The 20423-nt window shown below is 68.1% G+C and carries 15 protein-coding genes; 8 read left to right on the top strand and 7 right to left on the bottom strand.

The features are described 5' to 3' along the window. Positions 1-29 precede the first annotated feature (29 nt). The 3 genes from FB548_RS02985 to FB548_RS02995 are packed head-to-tail and all read left to right on the top strand — an operon-like array spanning position 30 to position 3358. Positions 30-1169 (top strand): glycosyltransferase, encoded by a 1140-nt coding sequence (locus FB548_RS02985; RefSeq protein WP_142123258.1) that lies wholly within the window; start codon positions 30-32, stop codon positions 1167-1169. After that, positions 1141-2463, top strand: coding sequence for an O-antigen ligase (locus FB548_RS02990; protein WP_142123259.1), 1323 nt, complete (start codon positions 1141-1143; stop codon positions 2461-2463). Before FB548_RS02985 ends, FB548_RS02990 begins: the two co-directional genes overlap by 29 nt. Further along, on the top strand, positions 2453-3358 hold the full coding sequence (locus tag FB548_RS02995; RefSeq protein WP_185741950.1) for a lysophospholipid acyltransferase family protein: 906 nt from the start codon (positions 2453-2455) through the stop codon (positions 3356-3358). The genes FB548_RS02990 and FB548_RS02995 overlap by 11 nt, the downstream gene beginning before the upstream one ends. On the opposite strand, the gene lpxL is transcribed toward FB548_RS02995, so the two are convergent. Beyond that, the gene (gene lpxL / locus FB548_RS03000) at positions 3349-4233 is read right to left on the bottom strand and encodes an LpxL/LpxP family Kdo(2)-lipid IV(A) lauroyl/palmitoleoyl acyltransferase (RefSeq protein ID WP_185742009.1); all 885 of its coding nucleotides are present in this window, start codon (positions 4231-4233) and stop codon (positions 3349-3351) included. The genes FB548_RS02995 and lpxL overlap by 10 nt on opposite strands. A gap of 87 nt (positions 4234-4320) precedes the next feature. On the opposite strand from lpxL, the gene waaA reads away from it, so the two are divergent. Both waaA and FB548_RS03010 read left to right on the top strand, forming a co-directional pair. Beyond that, entirely contained in the window at positions 4321-5622 is a 1302-nt protein-coding gene (gene waaA / locus FB548_RS03005) for a lipid IV(A) 3-deoxy-D-manno-octulosonic acid transferase (protein WP_142123262.1), read from the top strand. Continuing rightward, positions 5619-6839, top strand: coding sequence for a CaiB/BaiF CoA-transferase family protein (locus FB548_RS03010; RefSeq protein WP_142123263.1), 1221 nt, complete (start codon positions 5619-5621; stop codon positions 6837-6839). Before waaA ends, FB548_RS03010 begins: the two co-directional genes overlap by 4 nt. 176 nt (positions 6840-7015) lie before the next feature. On the opposite strand, the gene FB548_RS03015 is transcribed toward FB548_RS03010, so the two are convergent. The 3 genes from FB548_RS03015 to FB548_RS03025 form a co-directional block, all read right to left on the bottom strand. Next, a complete protein-coding gene (locus tag FB548_RS03015; protein ID WP_142123264.1) occupies positions 7016-8362 on the bottom strand; it encodes a TolC family outer membrane protein in 1347 nt (448 codons plus the stop codon). Positions 8363-8382: 20 nt separating this feature from the next. After that, positions 8383-9039, bottom strand: a complete 657-nt coding sequence (locus FB548_RS03020) for a protein-L-isoaspartate O-methyltransferase (RefSeq protein WP_142124079.1) — start codon at positions 9037-9039, stop codon at positions 8383-8385. Positions 9040-9186: 147 nt separating this feature from the next. Continuing rightward, complete coding sequence (locus FB548_RS03025) at positions 9187-9858, bottom strand: TetR/AcrR family transcriptional regulator (protein ID WP_142123265.1); 672 nt, start codon at positions 9856-9858, stop codon at positions 9187-9189. Positions 9859-9937: 79 nt separating this feature from the next. Here FB548_RS03025 and FB548_RS03030 point away from each other — a divergent pair, with 79 nt between their 5' ends. The 3 genes from FB548_RS03030 (at position 9938) to FB548_RS03040 (ending at position 17300) form a co-directional block, all read left to right on the top strand. Then, positions 9938-11077 carry an efflux RND transporter periplasmic adaptor subunit gene (locus tag FB548_RS03030; RefSeq protein WP_142123266.1) on the top strand — a complete coding sequence of 380 codons (1140 nt, stop codon included), beginning with the start codon at positions 9938-9940 and terminating at the stop codon, positions 11075-11077. 4 nt (positions 11078-11081) lie between these two features. Continuing rightward, the gene (locus FB548_RS03035; RefSeq protein ID WP_142123267.1) at positions 11082-14252 is read left to right on the top strand and encodes an efflux RND transporter permease subunit; all 3171 of its coding nucleotides are present in this window, start codon (positions 11082-11084) and stop codon (positions 14250-14252) included. A gap of 81 nt (positions 14253-14333) precedes the next feature. Continuing rightward, on the top strand, positions 14334-17300 hold the full coding sequence (locus tag FB548_RS03040; RefSeq protein WP_142123268.1) for a ligand-binding sensor domain-containing diguanylate cyclase: 2967 nt from the start codon (positions 14334-14336) through the stop codon (positions 17298-17300). A gap of 20 nt (positions 17301-17320) precedes the next feature. On the opposite strand, the gene leuB is transcribed toward FB548_RS03040, so the two are convergent. From leuB to leuC, 3 genes are read right to left on the bottom strand one after another with little or no spacing between them, the layout of a single operon-like run. After that, positions 17321-18409 carry a 3-isopropylmalate dehydrogenase gene (gene leuB, locus FB548_RS03045; RefSeq protein WP_142123269.1) on the bottom strand — a complete coding sequence of 363 codons (1089 nt, stop codon included), beginning with the start codon at positions 18407-18409 and terminating at the stop codon, positions 17321-17323. Further along, positions 18399-18980, bottom strand: a complete 582-nt coding sequence (gene leuD, locus FB548_RS03050; RefSeq protein ID WP_142123270.1) for a 3-isopropylmalate dehydratase small subunit — start codon at positions 18978-18980, stop codon at positions 18399-18401. The genes leuB and leuD overlap by 11 nt, the downstream gene beginning before the upstream one ends. Beyond that, positions 18980-20401 carry a 3-isopropylmalate dehydratase large subunit gene (gene leuC, locus FB548_RS03055; RefSeq protein WP_142123271.1) on the bottom strand — a complete coding sequence of 474 codons (1422 nt, stop codon included), beginning with the start codon at positions 20399-20401 and terminating at the stop codon, positions 18980-18982. Before leuC ends, leuD begins: the two co-directional genes overlap by 1 nt. Between the last annotated feature and the right edge of the window lie 22 nt (positions 20402-20423).

Raw genomic sequence — 20423 nt, forward strand, 5'->3', positions numbered from 1 at the left:
ATGCGGCCGAAGCGCGCGGCCCATCGCCCATGCGCCGCCTGACCGTCGTCCAGCTGCTGCCGGCGCTGGAATCCGGCGGCGTCGAACGCTCCACCCTCGAGATCGCGGATGCACTGGTGCGCGCAGGCCACCGTGCCGTGGTGGTGTCGGCGGGCGGGCGGCTGGAGCCGGCGTTGCGGGCGACGGGCGCGGAGCACATCACGCTCGACATCGGTCGCAAATCACTGCTCACGTTGCGCCACGTGGTCACCTTGCGCCGGTTGTTCGCCGATGTCGGCGCCGACATCGTGCACGCGCGCTCGCGGCTTCCTGCGTGGCTTGGCCTGTGGGCGATCCGTGCGATGCCCGCGGCCGCGCGGCCACGATTCGTCACCACCATGCACGGTCTCAATTCGCCCGGGCGCTACAGCGCGGTGATGACGTACGGCGAGCGCGTGATCTGCGTGTCCGACACGGTGCGCGCGTATCTGCGGCAGCACTATCCGCAGACCGATGCCGGCAGGCTGGTGGTGATTCCGCGCGGCATCGATCCGGCGCAGTTCCCGCGCGCCTCCTCGCGCGATCCTGACGCGCGTGCGTGGGCTGCCATGCAGCATCCTGCGCTGGTGGGCGAAGGCCCGCTGCTGCTGCTGCCGGGGCGTGGCACTCGCCTCAAGGGCCACCAGGATGCCATCGCGCTGCTGGCCCGCCTGCGTGGCGGCGGCATCGATGCGCGCCTCTGGATGCCGGGCACGCGCGAGTCGGGGCGCGAGCACTACGTCCTCGACCTGGAAGCAGAAGCGCGACGTGGCGGATGCGCCGATGCGCTCGCGATCACGCCACCGACAACCGCCATCGCACGCGCCTACGCCGGCAGCGACCTGGTTTTGCAGCTGTCGCGCAAGCCCGAAGCGTTCGGCCGGACCGTGGTCGAAGCGCTGTCCGTGGGACGTCCCGTCGCCGGCTGGGCGCATGGCGGTGTCGGCGAGTTGCTGCGCGAACTGCAGCCCGCGGGCGCGGTTCCGGCATTCGATGAAGACCGCCTGTTCGATGCGGTGCGCTCGATGCTCGCCCATCCGCCGCCGCCATTGGCTACGATGGACGCCTACACCCTGCGCGCGATGCAGGACGCCACGCTCGCCCTTTACCACGATCTTGCCGATGACCGCCGACTCGCCATCGATCCCTGACATGCCTGTCCGTGGCCGTCCCCACGGCTGGCGCTGGGCACCCGCGTGGGTGCTGACGTTCGTCGCCCTCTGGCCGGCACCGGGCTATGCCGAAGCCGTGATGGTGCTGGGTGCATTGGCGGCCGTCATCCGGTTGCTGCTCGACAGGTTCCGTGGCGGCACGCGCCTGCTGAGCGGCGCGGCATGGGCGCTGACCAGCGCCTTGTTCGCCGCCTATTGGCTGCCCGAAGTCATCTCGGCCATGGACGCCGTAGACGCACCGCGGGCATTTCGGGAGGCCGCGGTGGACCTGCGCTACCTGCCGTTCCTGTGGCTGGTGGCGGCCGCCGTGGCGAACAGGGAAGCGGGGCGCACCACCTTCAACGGTCTCGCCATCATCGTCGCGGTGTGGACGCTGGACGCGCTGGCGCAGGTCGTGTTCGGCACCAGTCCATTGTTCTGGGGCCTGGACCAGCTCAAGCAACTGGTCAGCGGGCGCCCGATGTGCACTGCGGAACAGATGGCCGGCATCGACAGGCTCAGCGGGTTCCTGGGCCCGTGCAACCGGAAGCTGGGCGTGGTGATGGCGAGCCTGTCGCCGTTCCTGCTGTTCGCAGCGGCGCGGCGCTTGAAGGCAACGGGCTGGCTGCTGGCATCGGCCGCGATAGGCGTCGTCGTGTTGCTGGCTGGCGCGCGTGCCGCATGGATCACCTACGCCCTGGTGCTGGTGTTCTCCGGCTGGAAATTGTTGGGGTGGAAGCGGCTGCTGGGTGTTTTCGCCTTCGGCGTAGTATTGCTGGCAGGACTGGCCGTTGTATCGCCGCAGGTGCGCGAACGCATCCGGCTCACCACGCATGCATTGACCGCCGACGAGTCCGGCGTGGATACGGCGCTGTCAGGCCGTGGGCAGATCTGGTCCGCCGCCGGCTGCATGATCGCCGAGCACCCCATCAACGGCGTGGGTGCGCGGGGCTTCCGCGAAGCATTCCCCGGGTGCGATGCAGGGGCCGGCGAGCGGCCTGCATGGGGCCAGGGTCCGGCGTTCCATGCCCATCAGATCGTGCTGGAAGTACTCAGCGAAACCGGCGTCATCGGCCTGTTGCTGTGGCTGGCGGGTGCAGCGCTGGCATGGCGTGCCTGGCGTTATGCCGCACCGCAGGCGAAGGAGCGCGCGCGGCCGGCGATGCTGGCGCTGGCGGTGACGGTCTTCCCGTTCAATACGCACCTTGCGTTCTACTCCACGTTCTGGGGCGGCCTGACGCTGATGCTGGCGGCCTTGTATGCCGGCAGCCTGCTGGCGCGCGATGACGATTGAGCGCGCGGCGGGCGCGCGCTGCTGGTTCGTGGCGCCCGCCAACCTGATCGCATCGGCGGTCGCGCGGTTGCCGCAGCGGGCTTTGCTGCTGTTCGGGAGCTTCACGACATGGTTGCTGTGGCCGCTGCTCGGCAAGCGCCGCCGTTACGCGGCGACCAACATCGCACTGTGTTTCCCCGCACTGGATGACCGTGCCCGCGCCCGCCTGCTGCGCGACACCCTGCGCGCCACGGTGACCGGCATGTTCGAACTCGTGCGGGGCTGGTACGCACCTGCACAGGCACTGCGCGGGCTGGCCGACGTGCAGGGGCTGGAGCACGTGCGCGCCGCGCGCGCGCAGGGGCGCGGCATCCTGCTGTTCGGCGGCCATATCCCACACTCTGAACTGTGCGCGCGCCTGCTGGGCGACGCGCTGGGCGAACGGGTGACCATCGTCGCGCGGCGCAACAACGATCCCTGCATCGAGCATCTGCTCGACACTGCCCGTCGCCGCGTCTTCGCCGATGTCATCGGCAAGAAGGACGTGCGCGGCCTGCTGCGCACGCTGTCGCGCGGCGGCATCGTCGCGTATTCCGCGGACCAGGATTTCAACTACCAGAATGCCTTCGTGCCGTTCTTCGGCGTGCAGGCCGCGACCCTGACCGCCACGCCCGATCTCGCGCGCCGGAGCAATGCCGTCGTGCTGCCGTTCTGGTTCCATCGCGACGTGGCGGGTCGCTACCAGCTGCGCGTCGAGCCGACGTGGGAAGGATGGCCGACCGGCGATCCTGCGCAGGATGCGGCACGCTACATGGCGGAACTGGAAGCCGTGGTGCGCCGGAATCCCGAGCAGTACCTGTGGGTGCACAGGCGATTCAAGACCCGCCCGCCGGGCGAACCCGGTCTCTACCGGTAGAGTTCGCCGCGGCCTTCGGGCTGACGCTTGAAGCGGCGATGGATCCACAGGTACTGGGTGGGCGCCTCGCGCACCATGGACTCGATCGCGGCGATCACGCGCGCAGTGTCCGCCGTGGCGTCCGGCGACGGGAAATCCTCCAGCGCGGGCGACAGCGTCAGCGTATAGCCACCGTCTTCGCGGCGGACGTGCGAGAACGCGATCACCGCCGCGCCCGACAGCCGCGCCAATTGATGGGTGGACGTGAGGCTGTAGGCGGGGTGGCCGAAGAACGGAACGAACACGCTTTCGCCGCGCCGCGTGTCCTGGTCGGGCGCGAACCAGAGCAGTCCGCCCTGCTTGAGGTGCTTCAGCGCAGGGCGCAACTCTTCACGGGTGAACATCGCGGTGGCGTAACGCAGGCGGCCGCGCTTGACCGCCCACTCCATCGCGCCCTGGTTGTGCGGGCGGTACATGCCGGCCAGCGGTGCGTGGTCGCACATCAGCCGCGCCGAGATCTCCAGAGTAGTGAAGTGTCCGGACACCACGATCACCCCGCGGCCACCGGCACGCGCCGCCGCCAGGTGCTCCAGGCCTTCGACCCGCAGTCCCCGCCGCATCGGCGCCACGCTGCCCCACCAGGCGCGCGCGAATTCGAACAGCCCGATGCCAAGCTCGCCGAAACTGGCGCGCGCCATCGCGTCCCGGGCATCGGCGTCCAGTTCCGGAAAACACAGCGCGATGTTGCGGCGGGCGATGTTCCTGCGCTCGCGCATCGCCGCAAAAAGCAGCGCGCCGATGAGGCGTCCCAGCACGCGCTGCAGCGCCCACGGCAGGCGTGCCACCAGCCACGCCAGCCCGATGCCGATCCAGGCCGGCCACTGCGCGGGCCCCATGGGTGGACGCTCGCGGGCGTCGGCGGATCGCTTCTCGGTTTCGGCCATGGCCCATTGTAACGGCGGCCCCGGGTATCCTTGTCGGCAATGCCGAACCGAACCGCCGAACGCTTGCTGCGCGCCCTCTATTCGGCGGTGCTGTACGTGTTGACGCCGGTCACCCTGTACCACCTGATCTGGCGTGGCTTCCGCTACCCGGAGTACTTCCAGCGCTGGAACGAACGCTATGGCAGCTACGACACGCCCGGCAGCCCGGTGGATGTCTGGCTGCACGCGGTATCGGTGGGTGAGGTGAACGCGGCCGCACCCGTGGTGAATGCGTTGCTCGGGCGCCATCGTGGGCTGCGCCTGCTGATCACCACCATCACCCCCACCGGTTCCGAGCGCGTGCGGGCGCTGTGGGGTGATCGCGTGTTGCACGTGTACTCGCCCTATGATCTTCCCGGCGCGGTCGCGCGCTTCCTGGGCCATTTCCCGCCGCGCCTAGCGCTGATCATGGAGACCGAGCTGTGGCCCAGCCTGTTGTTCGGCTGCCATGACCGGAAGGTGCCGGTGTACATCCTCAATGCGCGTCTTTCAGCGCGATCCCTGCGTGGCTACAGCGTGTTGCGTCCGCTGATCGCACGCATGCTGCGCACGGTGCGTCGCGTGGCCGCGCAGTCCGGTGACGATGCCGCCCGCTTCGTGCAGCTGGGCGCCGCGCCGGAACAGGTACGCGACGTCGGCAACCTGAAGTTCGACATCCCCGTGCCGGACACCGTGGCCGATGTCGTCGCCGGTTTCCGCGGACACCTGTCCGCGCAGCGTCTGGTCTGGATCGCCGCGAGCACCCACGAAGACGAAGAGGCGCCGGTGCTCGCCATCCATGCGCGTCTGCGCACGCGCTGGCCCGACCTGCTGCTGCTGTGGGCGCCACGCCATCCGGAACGCTTCCCGCGCGTGGTGGACGCCGCGCGCGACGCGGGCTGGAAGGTGGGAACGCGTCGCGCGGACCGCTGGCCGGCTGCCGGCGACGATGTCTTCGTACTCGACACGTTGGGCGAACTGATGGCGTTCTACGCTTGCGCCGACGTGGCCTTCGTCGGCGGCAGCCTGCAAGCCATCGGGGGACACAACATGCTGGAGCCGGCCGCGGTCGGCACACCTGCCGTCACCGGCCCGCACCTGCACAACTTCAGCGAGATCTCCCGCCGCCTGAGGGAAGCCGAAGCCCTGGTGATCGCGCCGGACGCTGCGGGGGTAGCGGCCGCCGTCGAAGATCTGCTCGCCGATGACGCACGGCGTCACGACATGGCGGGCCGTGGTCGTGCGCTCGTCGAACATGGTCGCGGCGCACTGGCGCGTACGCTGGCGATGATCGCGCCGCACCTGCCGGCCCCGGCGGCGTGAACGGCATTGCGCCGCGCGCACTGGCCGGCGTGCGCGTACTGGATCTGACGCGCGTGCTTGCCGGGCCATGGAGCACACAGGTGCTCGCGGACCTCGGCGCAGATGTCATCAAGGTTGAACGGCCGGGCCGTGGCGACGATACGCGTGGATGGGGGCCGCCCTTCCTGCGCGACGCAGCGGGGAATGAAACCGCAGAGTCCGCGTATTTCCTGTGCGCGAACCGCAACAAGCGCTCGCTGACAGTGGACATCTCCACCGACGATGGCCAAGCCATCATCCGGCGGCTTGCCATGCAAAGCGATGTGCTGGTGGAGAACTTCAAGGTCGGCGACATGGCGCGGTACGGGCTGGATGCCGCGACCCTGCGCGCCGCCAATCCGCGGCTGGTGTACTGCTCGATCACCGGCTTCGGCCAGGACGGTCCGTATGCGCAGCGCGCGGGTTACGACTTTGCCGTGCAGGGGCTTGGCGGCCTGATGAGTGTCACCGGCGCCGCGGAGGGCGAGCCCCAGAAGGTCGGGGTGGCGGTCGCGGATCTGTTCACCGGCCTGTACGCCACCGTCGCCATCCTCGCCGCGCTGCGCCATCGCGACACCACGGGCGAAGGACAGGTGATCGACATGGCGCTGCTCGACGCGCAGGTCGCGATGCTGGCCAATCTGGGCAGTCACTATCTGGTCGGGGGCGAAGTGCCGCCAAGGCAGGGCAATGCGCACGCCAACATCGTGCCGTACCAGGTATTCGCGGTTGCCGACGGCCACATCATCGTCGCCGTCGGCAACGACCGGCAGTTCGCGCGTCTCTGCGACCTGCTGGATGAGCCTGCACTCGCCGCCGACGCGCGGTTCACCACGAACGCGGAGCGCGTGCGATGTCGTGACGTGCTCGTGCCGATGCTCCAGGCGCACTTTCTGCAACGCGACCGGCGCGCATGGCTGTCGTTGCTCGAAGCCGCGGGCATCCCCTGTGGCCCGGTCAATGACCTTGCCGACGTGTTCGCCGATCCGCAGGTTCGGGCGCGTGGCATGGTCGTCGAGGTGCCGCATTCGCATGCCGGCACGTTGCCGCTGGTGGGCAGTCCGATCAAGTTGTCGGTGACACCGGTGCAGCCGTCGCGTGCGCCGCCGATGCTGGGGCAGCACACCGACAACGTGTTGCGCGAGGCGGGTTACGGCGACGATGAGATCGCGGCGCTGCGGTCTGGCGGCGCGATCTGAGTCCTGACTGTAGGAGCGACGTAAGTCGCGATCACACGCCCGAACGACATCGGATATTTGGCTGGAGACGGAAGGTTCCCGATCGCGACTTACGTCGCTCCTACAGGAAACCCGAAGCCTGAAACGGCAACGGCGGGCCGAAGCCCGCCGTTGCCGTTGCGCCAGGGGCGCGGGGATTACTGCGAAAGGGGCTGCGACGAGAGGCGCGCTTCGGCGTCGGCGGTCAGCAGGCGGTTGACGTCCTGCACGTCGGCGCCATCCAGCGTGCCGGCGGCCTGCTCCAGCAGCAGGCGGTTCTGCAGGAAGTTGTAGCGCGCCTGCGCGTACTCCACCTGCGCCTGGAACAGCGTGCGCTGGTTCTGCAGCACGTCCAGCACGGTGCGGGTGCCGACTTCCAGGCCGACCTGCGATGCATCCAGCGCGCTCTGTGCGGAGACCACCGCCAAGCGGCGGGCTTCCACTTCGCTGACGCCGGCGACCAGCGCCTGGTAGGCATTGCTGGTGTTGCGGATCAGTGCGCGGCGGGTCTGCTCCAGACCGTCCGACGCGCGGTCACGCTGGGCCAGCGCCTGGCGCACGCCGGACTGGGTGGCGCCACCCGAGAAGATCGGTACGGTCAGGGTTACGCCCCAGCTATAGCCTTCCCCGTCCTGCGACAATGTGCCCGGCACGCTGTCCCAGTCGGTGCCGTTGTTGTAGGCACCGCGGAAGTTCAACGTGGGATAGTGGCCCGCGCGGGCGCTGGAGACACCATGCTGTGCGGACTCCAGCGAGTATTCCGCCGACTTGAGATCGGGGTTCTGCTCCAGCGCGCGATCGACCCAGGACTGGGCGTTCTGCTCCGCCGGCAGTTCCGGGCGGAAGTCATCCGGCAGGCCCTTCAGCCCGCTGATCGGCTGGCCGGTGATCTCGGCCAGTGCACGGTAGCTGTCATCCAGGGAGTTGCGGGCCAGGATGGTATTGGCACGCGCGCTGTCGTACTGGGCGCGGGCTTCATGCACGTCGGTGATCGGCGCCAGGCCAACGTCCAGGCGCTTCTGCGCGTAATCGAACTGCTTCTTCGATGCGGCCTCGTTGGTTTCGGCGGCCGCCAGCGACTCGATGCCGATCAGCACGTTGAAATACGCGGCCGAGGTGCGGGTGATCAGCTCGTTGTTCGCCGAGGCCAGGTCGTAGTCGGCGGCCTGGCTGATGGCGCGCTGGCCACGCAGGTTGGCGATGCGGCTCCAGTCGAAGATCGTCTGGCTGACCGAGGCACCGTAGCTGCGGCTCTTGCCGTCGCCCGTCGGGCTGCCCGGACGGCTGCTATGGGTAAGCTCATAGCCCGCACTGCCGGTGATCAGAGGCAGCAGCGCTGCACGTGCCTGCACCGCGCCTTCCTTGTCGAACAGGCGGGTGGATTCGGCGATGGACAGCTGAGGGTCGCCTGTGCGCGCCAGCTCATAGGTCTGCATCAGGTCGGTGGCGCCGGCCGCGGACGGCAGGGCCAGGGCGAGCGCTAGTGCGAGGGGGCGACGGCTCATGCGGGTTCCTTTTTTAATCTTCAGAAGACGAACTGGGGCGCCGGTGCGGCGCCGACCAGGTAGGGGAGGTCGGTTTCGAACAACGATTCGATGCGTGGGCCGTTGACATCGTTGACGTGCAGCACGGCTTCCATCACCGGCGACGTACCGTGCACGACGAACAGGCGGCCACCCGGGCGCAGCCATTGCAGAAAGCGGGCAGGCACGCTGGCCATGGCACCGGTCACGCAGATCACGTCGAAACGGCGGTCGGTGTCCCACGCCAGCGCGTCGACGGTATCGATGCGGACGTTGCTGCCCAGGCCAGCGGCATCGAGGCGCGCACGCGCGGCTTCGGCGAATTCGGGGTGGATTTCCAGACTGACCACTTCTCGCGCCAGGTGGCCCAGGCAGGCGGTCAGGTAGCCGCTGCCGGTACCGATTTCCAGCACGTCCTCATCGGCCTGCGGCTTCAACGCCTGCAGGGTGCGGCCCTCGACGACGGGCTTCATCATCGACTGGCCGTGGCCCAGCGGCAGCTCCAGGTCCGCATACGCCAGCGCGCGGTGCGAGTCCGCCACGAAGGCCTCGCGCGGCAACGTGGCCAGCGTTTCCAGCACGCGCGCGTCCAGCACGTCCCAAGGACGTACCTGCTGCTCGACCATGTTTTCGCGGGCCTGGGTGTAGTTGATCGTCATGGGGGTGGTCATCCGACGCAGGGGGCTGGGCCCGGCATTTTACCGGGCTGGCTCGGTCCGCGCTGGGCAAGGATCGGGGCAGCCGCCATGGCGGACGCAGTGCCGGAAGTCATCGCGACCTCCGACGCGCAGGGCTGGCCTTCAGCTTCAGCGCCGGCCATACGCCCTCAGGAACATGTCCACGGTGGCATCGATGTGCCGCCGGGTGTCGGACTGGCCGGGCTGGCTGCACAGGCCACATGTCATGCGGGCATGTACTTCGCCCTTGATCAGGGTGAAGAACTGGATGGACGCCGTCGCCACATCGGGGATGTCCAACTCGCCCTTGGCCACCTGCGCCTGCAGCAGCGCCGCAAAGGCGTCATGGGTGCGCTGTGGGCCGGCTTCCCAGAACGTCTGCTTGAGCTTGTCGTCGATGTTGCCGGGGACCATCATCATGCGGTGCGTGCTGATGGCCTCTTCGCTGGTGATCAGCGCGAAGAAAGCCTGCGCGATGGCCTTCAGCTGGTCGCGCAGCGAGCCCTTCAGCTCGATCTGAAACAGCGTGTCGGGGAGCATTTCCTCGCATTTGGCCTGCACCGCCGCGGCGAACAGGGCGTCCTTGTCGCCGAAATGGCTGTAGACCGTCAGTTTGGAGACCCCCGCCTCGGCGGCAATCTGGTCCATGCTGACGCCGTTGAAACCCTCGCGCGCGAACAATTGCTTGGCGGCCTCCAGGATCGCGGCGCGCTTGCCGAGATCCTTCGGGCGGCCGGGACCGCTGGTGACGGCTTTGGCGGGGGACTTGCGACGGCTGGCGGAAGTGGGCGGGCTGACCATGTCGTAATACTAGACTACTCGGTTCGATATTTATACTATACCGCCAAGTCTATTAATTGAAGTCGTCATGGAGCGGTGTATGCGCCATATGCGCTGGAACGGAGTGTTCGGAGTCGTGCTGCTCGCCCTTGCCGCGTGCAGCGCGGAACAGCCTGTGGAATCGCCGCGTCCCGCGCTGGTGGTCCACCCCGGCGGTGGCGCCGAGGCCGCGCTGTCGGCGTACGCCGGCGAAGTGCGCGCACGCGAGGAGAGTCCGCTGTCGTTCCGTGTCGGCGGCAACCTGGTGCGTCGCAATGTCGATGCCGGCGCCCGCGTGCAGAAGGGCGAAGTGCTCGCGCTGCTGGACCCGGGCGACTTCGCGCTGCAGGCGCAGGCTGCGCAGGCGCAACTTGCCGCGGCCGACGCCGATCTTGTCCGTGCGCGTGGCGACCGCGACCGTTACGCGAAGCTGGTCGGCGACAAGTTGATCAGCCAGTCGGCGTACGACGCGCAGGTTGCCGCATACAAGGCGGCCGAAGGCCAGGCGCGTGCCGCACGTGCGCAGATGGACGTGATGCGCAATCAGGAAGGCTATTCGCAATTGCGCGCGCCGCGCGACGGCGTGATCGCAAGTCGTCAGGCCGAAGCCGGGCAGGTGGTCGCCGCAGGCCAGACTGTCTTCATCCTGGCCGCCGACGGGGGCCGCGAAGTGGCCATCGGCCTGCCGGAGAACCGCATCCGTGATTTCAGCGTGGGCCAGCCGGTGATGGTCGAGTTGTGGAATGCGCCCGGGCAGCGCCTGCCCGGCACCATCCGTGAGATCGCGCCCGCGGCCGACGCGCAGACGCGCACCTATGCCGCGCGCGTCAGCCTGGTGGGCGACGCGCAGCAGCAGGTCGAACTGGGCCAGAGCGCGCGCGTCTATGTGCAGGAAAACGGCAGCAAGGCCGCATTGAAGCTGCCGCTGTCGGCCATCCAGCGAGGGGATGAGGGCAGGACCACGGTGTGGATCGTCGATCCCGCGACCGGCAAGGTGCGGGCGCAGGCGGTGCAACTGGGGCGGTATGGCGAAGCCTCGGTGCCGGTACTGGGTGGGGTGAAGGCCAGCGACTGGGTCGTCGCGGCCGGCGGACATCTCCTGCGCGACGGGCAGACCGTGGTGCCGGTGGACCGCAACAACCGCCCGCTCCGGGTCGCCGCGGGTGGCGATGCGGCCAACATCGCATCGCGCCCGGAGTAACGGCATGCGCCGCTTCAACCTTTCCGAGTGGGCACTGACCAACCGCAGCCTGGTGCTGTTCCTGATGATCTTGCTGGGCATCATCGGTGCGTGGTCGTACAAGCACCTGGGCCAGTCCGAGGATCCGCCGTTCACCTTCAAGGCGATGGTCGTGCGAACGGTATGGCCGGGCGCGACCGCCGAGGAAGTCTCGCGGCAGGTGACCGAGCGCATCGAGAAGGCGCTGATGACCACCGGCAACTACGAGTTCATCCGCTCTTACTCGCGTCCCGGTGAATCGCAGGTGATCTTCATGGCGCGCGACTCCATGAAGTCGAAGGAAATCCCGGACCTCTGGTACCAGGTGCGCAAGAAGGTCGGCGACGTCCGTGCCACGCTGCCGAGCGGCGTGATCGGCCCGTTCTTCAACGACGAATTCGGCGACACGTTCGGCAACATCTATGCGCTCACCGGCGATGGTTTCGACTACGCGGTGATGAAGGACTATGCCGACCGTATCCAGCTGGAACTGCAGCGGGTGGACGACGTCGGCAAGGTCGAACTCGTCGGGCTGCAGGACGAGAAGATCTGGATCGAACTGTCCAACACCAAGCTGGCCACGCTCGGTATTCCATTGAGCGCGGTCCAGCAGGCGCTGGAAGAACAGAATGCAATGACGCCGGCCGGCTTCTTCGAAACGGCGAGCGACCGCGTGCAGTTGCGCGTGAGCGGCGAATTCAGTTCGGTGGACGAGATCCGGGAATTCCCGATCCGCGCCGGTGGCCGCACGGTGAAGCTGGGCGACATCGCCGAGATCAAGCGCGGCTTCGCCGATCCCGCCGCGCCGCGCATGCGTTTCATGGGCCAACCCGGTATCGGCATCGCGGTGGCGATGAAGGACGGTGGCGACATCCTCAAGCTCGGGGAAACGCTCGAGACCGAATTCCAGCGCCTGCAGAAGACCCTGCCGCTGGGCATGGAGCTGCGCAAGGTGTCTGACCAGCCGGCCGCAGTGGAGGAGTCCGTCGGCGAATTCGTGCGCGTGCTCGCCGAAGCGGTGATCATCGTGCTGCTGGTCAGCTTCTTCTCGCTGGGCCTGCGCACCGGCCTGGTGGTGGCGGTGTCCATCCCGCTGGTGTTGGCGATGACGTTCGCGGTGATGCATTACTTCGGCATCGGCCTGCACAAGATCTCGCTGGGCGCATTGGTACTGGCGCTTGGGCTGCTCGTCGACGACGCGATCATCGCGGTGGAGATGATGGCCATCAAGATGGAGCAGGGCTTCGATCGCCTGAAAGCGGCCAGCTTCGCCTACGAATCCACCGCCTTCCCGATGCTGACCGGCACGCTGGTGACCGCGGCAGGCTTCCTGCCGATCGCCACGGCGGCATCGAGCACGGGCGAATACACGCGTTCGCTGTTCCAGGTGGTGACCATCGCACTGGTGGTGTCGTGGATCGCCGCCGTGCTGTTCATCCCCTATCTGGGCGACAAGATGCTGCCCGACCTTGGCAATCCGCAGCCGCCGAAACCGGGTTCCTTCGCGGCGCGTTGGCGTGGGTTCCGCGTGCGACTGGCCGACCGCTGGCCGCAGTACGCTGCGATGCTGGCGCCCAAGCCGCACGACGCGCACGACCACAATCCGTACCAGACGCCGTTCTACCAGCGGTTCCGCGGCTGGCTGGCGTTCTGCCTGCGTCGTCGCTGGCTGGTGATCGGCGTCACCGTCGCCGCGTTCGTGGCGTCGATCGCGCTGTTCCGCTTCGTGCCGCAGCAGTTCTTCCCGGATTCGGTGCGCCCCGAACTGATGGTGGACCTCGAGCTGGCCGAGGGTAGTTCACTGAAGTCCACCGATGCGCAGGCGCGCAAGCTGGAAAAACTGCTGGCCACGCGCGAGGGCATCCAGAACTACGTTGCCTACATCGGCACCGGTTCGCCGCGCTTCTACCTGCCGCTGGACCAGCAGTTGCCGCAGGCGAATTTCTCGCAGTTCGTCGTGTTGACGGATGATGCGGAAGCGCGCGAGGACGTGCGCCGCTGGCTGATCGACGAGGTCGGCCCGCAGTTCCCCGAGCTGCAGTTCCGCGTGACCCGGCTGGAGAACGGGCCGCCGGTAGGTTATCCGGTGCAGTTCCGCATCTCCGGCGAGCACGTCGACCGCGCGCAGGCGATCGCGCGGCAGGTGGCGGAGAAGGTGCGCGCCAACCCGCATGTCACCAACGTCAACCTGGACTGGAGCGAGCCCAGCAAGGTCGTGCGGCTGGAGATCGACCAGGATCGCGCACGCGCGCTGGGTGTCAGCACGGCGCAGGTCTCGCACTTCCTGTCGGGTTCGCTGTCGGGCCTGAGCGTGAGCACCTATCGTGAAGGCAACGAACTGGTCGAGATTCTGTTGCGGGGACCTGACGAAGAGCGTGCCCGCCTGGACCTGCTGGGCAGCCTGGCCGTGCCGACCAGCAACGGCGGCAGCGTGCCGCTGTCGCAGATCGCCAACCTCGAATACGCGTTCGAGGACGGCATCATCTGGCACCGCGACCGTCTGCCGACGGTCACGGTTCGGGCCGACATCCGCAACGACGACGTTACGCCGCCCACGGTGGTGCAGCAGATCCTGCCGACGCTGGACGGGATACGCGCGCAGTTGCCGCAGGGCTACCTGCTGGAGACCGGCGGTACGGTGGAGGATTCCGGGCGTGGCCAGAAGTCGATCGCGGCCGGCATGCCGCTGTTCCTGCTGGCGGTGACCACGCTGCTGATGCTGCAGTTGCGCAGCTTCTCGCGCGTGGCGCTGGTGCTGCTGACGGCACCGCTGGGCCTGATCGGTGTGACGCTGGCGCTACTGGTGTTCCGGGTGCCGTTCGGCTTTGTCGCCATGCTGGGCACGATCGCGCTGGCCGGCATGATCATGCGCAACTCGGTGATCCTGGTGGATCAGATCGACCAGGACATCCAGGCCGGCCATGACCGCTGGCACGCGATCATCGACGCCACCGTGCGCCGCTTCCGTCCCATCGTGCTGACCGCGCTGGCCGCGGTGCTGGCGATGATCCCGTTGTCGCGCAGCGCCTTCTTCGGCCCGATGGCCGTCGCCATCATGGGCGGCCTGACGGTGGCGACCGTGCTGACGCTGTTCTTCCTGCCGGCGTTGTATGCCGCCTGGTTCAAGGTCAAACCGGAGCAGGGCGCCGATTCGTAACATCCGGCACGCGGCGGGCTTCAAGAAGACCCCCGCCGCAGCCGATACTGCACAGGTCGAAGACCCTCCGGACCTCGTGCCGTGCGCTGCCTGTTGACCTCTGGCCTCTGCCTGTTGGCCCTGCTAGCCAGCACGCCCTCATGGGCGCTCGACCCTGCGCGCAAGGTGGAGGAGTACACGCTGGCGCGCTGGACCATGGAGGACGGTCTGCCGCACAACCTGGTGCATGCCCTCAGCCAAGATGCCGATGGCTACCTGTGGGCGGGCACGTGGGAAGGCGCCGCGCGGTTCGATGGCCGCCGCTTCACGCAGTACGACGCAGGCACTGTGCAGGGCATGGAGATCGAGGGCGTGCGAGCCATCACGCCGCATCCGCAAGGCGGCATGGTGCTCAGCCTGGGGCGTGTCGGTCCCGGCTTGGTGCGGTTCCACCAGGGCCGCTGGCAACGCTTGCCCGGGCCGGCCGGTACCCTGCCGGACGTCTCGGTGCTGCGGTTCGGGCCGGACGGCATGCTCTGGATCGGCACCGATCATTCGTTGTTCCGCCTCGACCGCGACGGTCGCCTGCACGACGTCGGCAGTGCGCACGCGCGCCTGGCCAACGAGCGTGTGCTCGCGATCCTGCCGTTGTCCGACGGGCAGGTACTGGTGGGGAACCGGCACGGCCTGTTCCGGATCACCCAGGGCCGTGCCATCGACTGGGGGCGCGGGGTGGGCCTGCCCGGGACATCCGTGCTGGCCATCCAGCGTTCGCGCTGGGGCGGCATCCTGGTGGGTGGAAGCGGGGGGGCATGGCGGATCGAGCAGGGCCGCGCGCAGCAGATCACCGGGACACGCGCCGAGGCCATGCTGGAAGACCGCAACGGCAACCTCTGGATCTCCACCTTGGATGGGCTGCGCCGATATGGCCAGGGACGATACGAGACGTTGGGCGAGCGCCACGGGTTGATGGGACGCCTGGCCCCAGCCCTGTTCGAAGATCGCGACGGCCTGCTGTGGGTGGGCACCACGAACGGGTTGTTCCGCATTTCGGACGGGCCCGTCTTTGGACTGGGCCGCAGCAACGGCCTGCGCGACATCTATGTGCGCGCGATCATCGAACGGCCGGACCAGGGCATCTGGATCGGGCATCCGATGGGCGTGGATGCGTGGGAGAACGGCCGCAGCCGCGCGGTGTCGCTGGCATTCGATGGCAAGCCCGACCCCTCTGTCCTGTCGATGGCCAACGCGCGCGACGGTGGCCTCTGGGTGGGCACCTACGATCAGGGCGTGATCCACCTGCCCGCCGCCGCGGACAACCCGCAGGCACTGCCCTGGCGCATCGACGAAGCACGTGGCCTGCCGTCCAACCACGTGCGCGCCCTGCTGGAGCGTGCTGACGGTTCGCTGTGGATCGGCGGCAACGAGGGCCTCAGCGTATATCGGGAGGGGCGCATCGTGCGGCATTACAGCGCCGCCGATGGCCTGCCCGACGGCAATGTCTACGTCCTTTACGAGACCGGCGAAGGCCGGTTGTGGATCGGCACCAGCAATGGCATGGCGATGATGCAACGCGACGGATCGCTGCGGGCATGGACGCCGGACTCGGGCTTTCCCGCCGTGGCCGCATTCGACTTCCTGGCCGATCCCGACGGTAGCCTGTGGATCGCGACCGATCGCGGCCTGCTGCACTGGCGGGATGGGCGATTCATGCAATTCGATCATCGTCAGGGCCTGCCCAACAACCGCCTGTTCCGGTTGCTTGAAGATGACAATGGCGATTTCTGGGCGTCGAGCAACCGGGGCGTATTCCGGATCTCCCGACCGGCGCTGACGGCGGTGGAGAACCATCATCTCGCCCGCTTGCCGGTGGAGGCATTCACCCACGCCGACGGCTTGCCCAGCAGCCAGGCCAACGGCGCGAGCGCACCGGCGGGATGGCGGATGCGTGACGGAAAGTTGTGGTTCGCGACGGCGAACGGCATTGGCGTTATCGACCCCGACGATGCAAGGCGCCAGCGCGCACAGGGCGTGACGTTGGTGATGGAATCGGTGGAAGCCGACGGTCGCGTGCTGCCGCTGCAACCGCGCCATGAGCTGGCGGCAGACACGCGACGCGTGGTGATCCGCTTCACCGGCCTCAACCAACGCGCGCCGGAGCGCCTGCGGTATCGCTACCGCATGGTGGGCTTCGATCGCGACTGGATCGAGACTGACAACGGCATCACCCACGCTGCCGTCTACACCAACCTGCCCCCAGGACAGCTGCGCTTCGAGGTCCAGGTGATGAATGCGCCCGCGGATTGGAGCAAACAGGACACGGTGGTGACCCAGGCGGTGGCGTTCGACAAGGCGGCGCCCTGGTGGCTGCGAGCATGGGCGATGGTGGCCTACGCGCTGCTGCTGGCACTTGCGGGCTGGGCCATCCTGCTGCTGGCGATGCGGCGCCAGCGGCGCCGGCAGCGCCGGCTTGAAGCGCTGGTGGAGGCGCGCACCTCGGAGCTGAGCGACAAGAACGCGCAGCTGGAGCGGGCAAGCGAGGCCCATGCCCACCTGCTGGAACAACTGGCCTACCAGGCCGGGCATGACCCGTTGACCCGCCTTGCCAATCGGCGCGCGGGTGATGCGTTCCTGGCCGAGGCGCTGGAGGCCAGCCGTCGCGAAGGCCGTCCGCTCTGCGTCGCCCTGTTGGACATCGACCACTTCAAGTCGGTCAACGACCGCTACGGGCACGCGTTCGGTGACGACGTGCTTTCACAGGTGGCGGCGCAGGCCCAGCGACTGGCCGGCGCCCAGGAAGGCGTGCTGATCGCGCGCTACGGCGGCGAGGAATTCCTGGTGTGCCAGCAACTGCCGTGGACCGTTGCGCGCGCGCGACTGGAGACGCTGCGCGAGGGCATCGCGCAGGCCAGCATCGATGCGCCGGACGGCAGCGCGCTGCGCTGCACCGTCAGTATCGGAATGGCCGAACTGCAGCCCGGCCAGGACCTGCGCGATCTGCTGCGCGAAGCCGACGAGCGCCTCTATCGCGCCAAGGAACGGGGGCGCGACCGCCTGGTGTCGAACTGACGGGCGTCGCGCCGCAAGGCTCAGTCGCGCAGTTCCGCCACGTAGCAATGCGCCTGCATCTGTTCGAGCACGGCCTGCGTCGCCGCCTGCGTGGACACACCACGGCCACCCGTGGCCAGGTCGTTGGTGAAGACCTGCGCGTTGAGCGCGCCATCCACGGCCCGCTCGATGCAGTCGGCTTCCTCGTGCAGGCCCAAGGAATGCCGCAACAGCAGCGCGCAGCTCAGGATGGTCGCGTAGGGATTGGCGACGCCCTTGCCGGCGATGTCGGGCGCGGACCCGTGGATGGGTTCGTACAGGCCGACCTTGCCATCGCCCAGCGAGGCGGAGGGCAGCAGACCCAGCGAACCGGCCAGCATTGAGGCCTCATCCGTCAGGATGTCGCCGAACATGTTCTCGGTGACAATCACGTCGTATTCGCGCGGCTTGGCCAGCAGGTGCATCGCCATCGAGTCGACCAGCTGGTGCTCCAGCTTCACGTCCGGGAATTCCTCCCGGCCGATCCGCGTGGCCACGTCGCGCCACAGGCGCGAGGTTTCCAGCACGTTGGCCTTGTCCACCGACACCAGGTAGCTGCGGCGCTGGCGGGCCAGCTTGAACGCGCTGCGCACCACGCGCTCGATCTCGGTCACACTGTAGCTGCACAGGTCGCTTGCACCGCGCGCATCGCGGGTCTTTTCGCCGAAGTAGATGCCGCCCGTCAGCTCGCGCACGACCACGATGTCCACGCCCGTCAGCAGGTGTGGCTTGATCGGCGATGCATTGAGCGCGGCCGGATGCGGCCTGACCGGACGCAGGTTGGCGAACAGGCCCAGGCCCTTGCGCAGCGCCAGCAGGCCCTGCTCAGGGCGGACCTTCGCGTTCGGATCCGACCACTTCGGGCCGCCGACGGCGCCCAGCAGTACGGCGTTCGCCTGCTGGCAGCCCTGCAGCGTGGTCTGCGGCAGCGGCTCGCCGTGGCGGTCGATGGCGATGCCGCCGATGTCGTATTCGTGGAAGTCGAACGTGTGGCCGTGGCGTCGCGCCAGTGCGCGCAGCACGGTGACGGCAGCTGCGGTGACTTCCGGGCCGATGCCGTCACCCGGCAGGAGAGCGATGTCAGCGTGCATGGCGGGTGGCCTCGTAGTGTTCGATGTCGGGGTGGCGGGCCAGCAGGTAGCCCAGTTCGTCCACGCCTTCCAGCAGGCAGGTCTGCGCGAAGGCATCCAGCGGGAACGTGAAGACCGAGCCGTCGGGCGCGCGCAACTCCTTGCTCGCGATGTCGACCACCAGCTCATCGTCAGGTCTCTGCATCAGCGACTGCACGATCTCTTCCGGCAGCACGACCGGTACGAGGCCGTTCTTCAGGCTGTTGTTGCGGAAGATGTCGGCGATCTCGCTGCTGACGATGGCGCGCAGGCCGAGGTCGGTCAGTGCCCAGGGGGCATGTTCGCGCGACGAACCGCAGCCGAAGTTGCGGCCCGCCAGCAGGATGCTGCGCCCGAGGTTCTCCGGTTGGTTGAACGGGAACGCCGGGTTCGGCGAACCATCCGCCTGCCAGCGCCAGTCGTGGAAGGCGTTCTTGCCCAGACCGGCACGCTCGGTCGTGGACAGGAAGCGTGCCGGGATGATCTGGTCGGTATCGATGTTGGTCTGCGCCAACACCGCGCTCTTCGAGCGCAGTTCGCGGAAGCCGGGCATCACGCCACCTCCTTCTGCGCACCGAACAGCTGGCGCGGATCGCTGACGCGCCCATTCACCGCCGCCCATGCAGCCGTCAATGGCGATGCCAGCAGCGTGCGCGCACCCGGCCCTTGGCGGCCCTCGAAGTTGCGGTTGCTGGTGCTGACGGCCAACTGGCCGGGCGCGACCAGGTCACCGTTCATTGCGATGCACATCGAGCAGCCGGGCTCACGCCATTCGGCCCCCGCGTCGCGCACGATCCGGTCGATGCCTTCGGCTTCGGCCTCGCGCTTGACGATCTCCGAACCGGGCACGACCAGCATGCGCACGCCCGTCGCGACCTTGCGGCCACGCAGTACCTGCGCCACTTCGCGCATGTCGCGCAGGCGGCCGTTGGTGCAAGAACCGACGAACACCACGTCGACCGGCGTGCCTTCCAGACTATGGCCGGCGCTCAGGTGCATGTAATCCAGGCCTTTCTGCGCGGCCGCATCCGCGGGCGCTGGAATCAACGCATCCACCGCGATCGCGGTGCCCGGATGCGTACCCCAGGTCAACGTCGGGCGGATGTCGGCGGCGTCGATGCGCACCTCGGCGTCGAACGTGGCGCCGTCCTCGCTGCGCAGCGTGGTCCAGTACGCCACGGCCGCGTCGAACGCATCGCCCTTCGGACCACGCGGCGTGCGTGCGACCCAGTCGAACGTGGTCTGGTCCGGCGCCACCATGCCGGCGCGGGCGCCGGCTTCGATCGACATGTTGCACAGGGTCATGCGCTGTTCCATGTCCAGCGCCTCGATGGCGCTGCCGCGGAACTCGATGACATGGCCGGTGCCGCCGTTGACGCCGATCACGCCGATGACGTGCAACACGATGTCCTTCGCACCGACACCCGGCGCCAGCGCGCCGTCGACGGTGATGGCCATCGTCTTCGGCTTGCGCTGCAGCAGGCATTGCGTGGCCAGCACGTGGCCGACTTCGCTGGTGCCGATGCCGAAGGCCAGCGAGCCGAACGCGCCATGCGTGCTGGTGTGGCTGTCGCCGCAGACGATGGTCATGCCGGGCAGGGTGAAGCCCTGCTCGGGCGCGATGACGTGGACGATGCCACGGTTCGGCGACGCCATGTCGAACAGCTCGATGCCGTGCTGCGCGCAGTTGCGCGCCAGCGTGTCCACCTGCGTTTCGGCGGCCTGCGTGTAGTAAGGCAGCTTCCCGTCCGGGCCAGCCGGCAGGGTCGGCGTGGAGTGGTCCATCGTCGCCTTGGTGCGGTCCGGGCGGCGCGGCGAGAGGCCGCGAGTAGCCAGCTCCGTGAAGGCCTGCGGCGAGGTGACCTCGTGAATCAGGTGCAGGTCGATGTACAGCACGGCGGGTGCCGCGTCGGTCTCGGGGACGACGACGTGGGCGTCCCACAGCTTGTCGAACAGGGTGCGTGGTGCGGTCATGCGGGGGTTCCAGTGATGCTTT

The organism is Pseudoxanthomonas sp. 3HH-4 (assembly GCF_006716465.1).
Taxonomy (GTDB): Bacteria; Pseudomonadota; Gammaproteobacteria; order Xanthomonadales; family Xanthomonadaceae; genus Pseudoxanthomonas_A.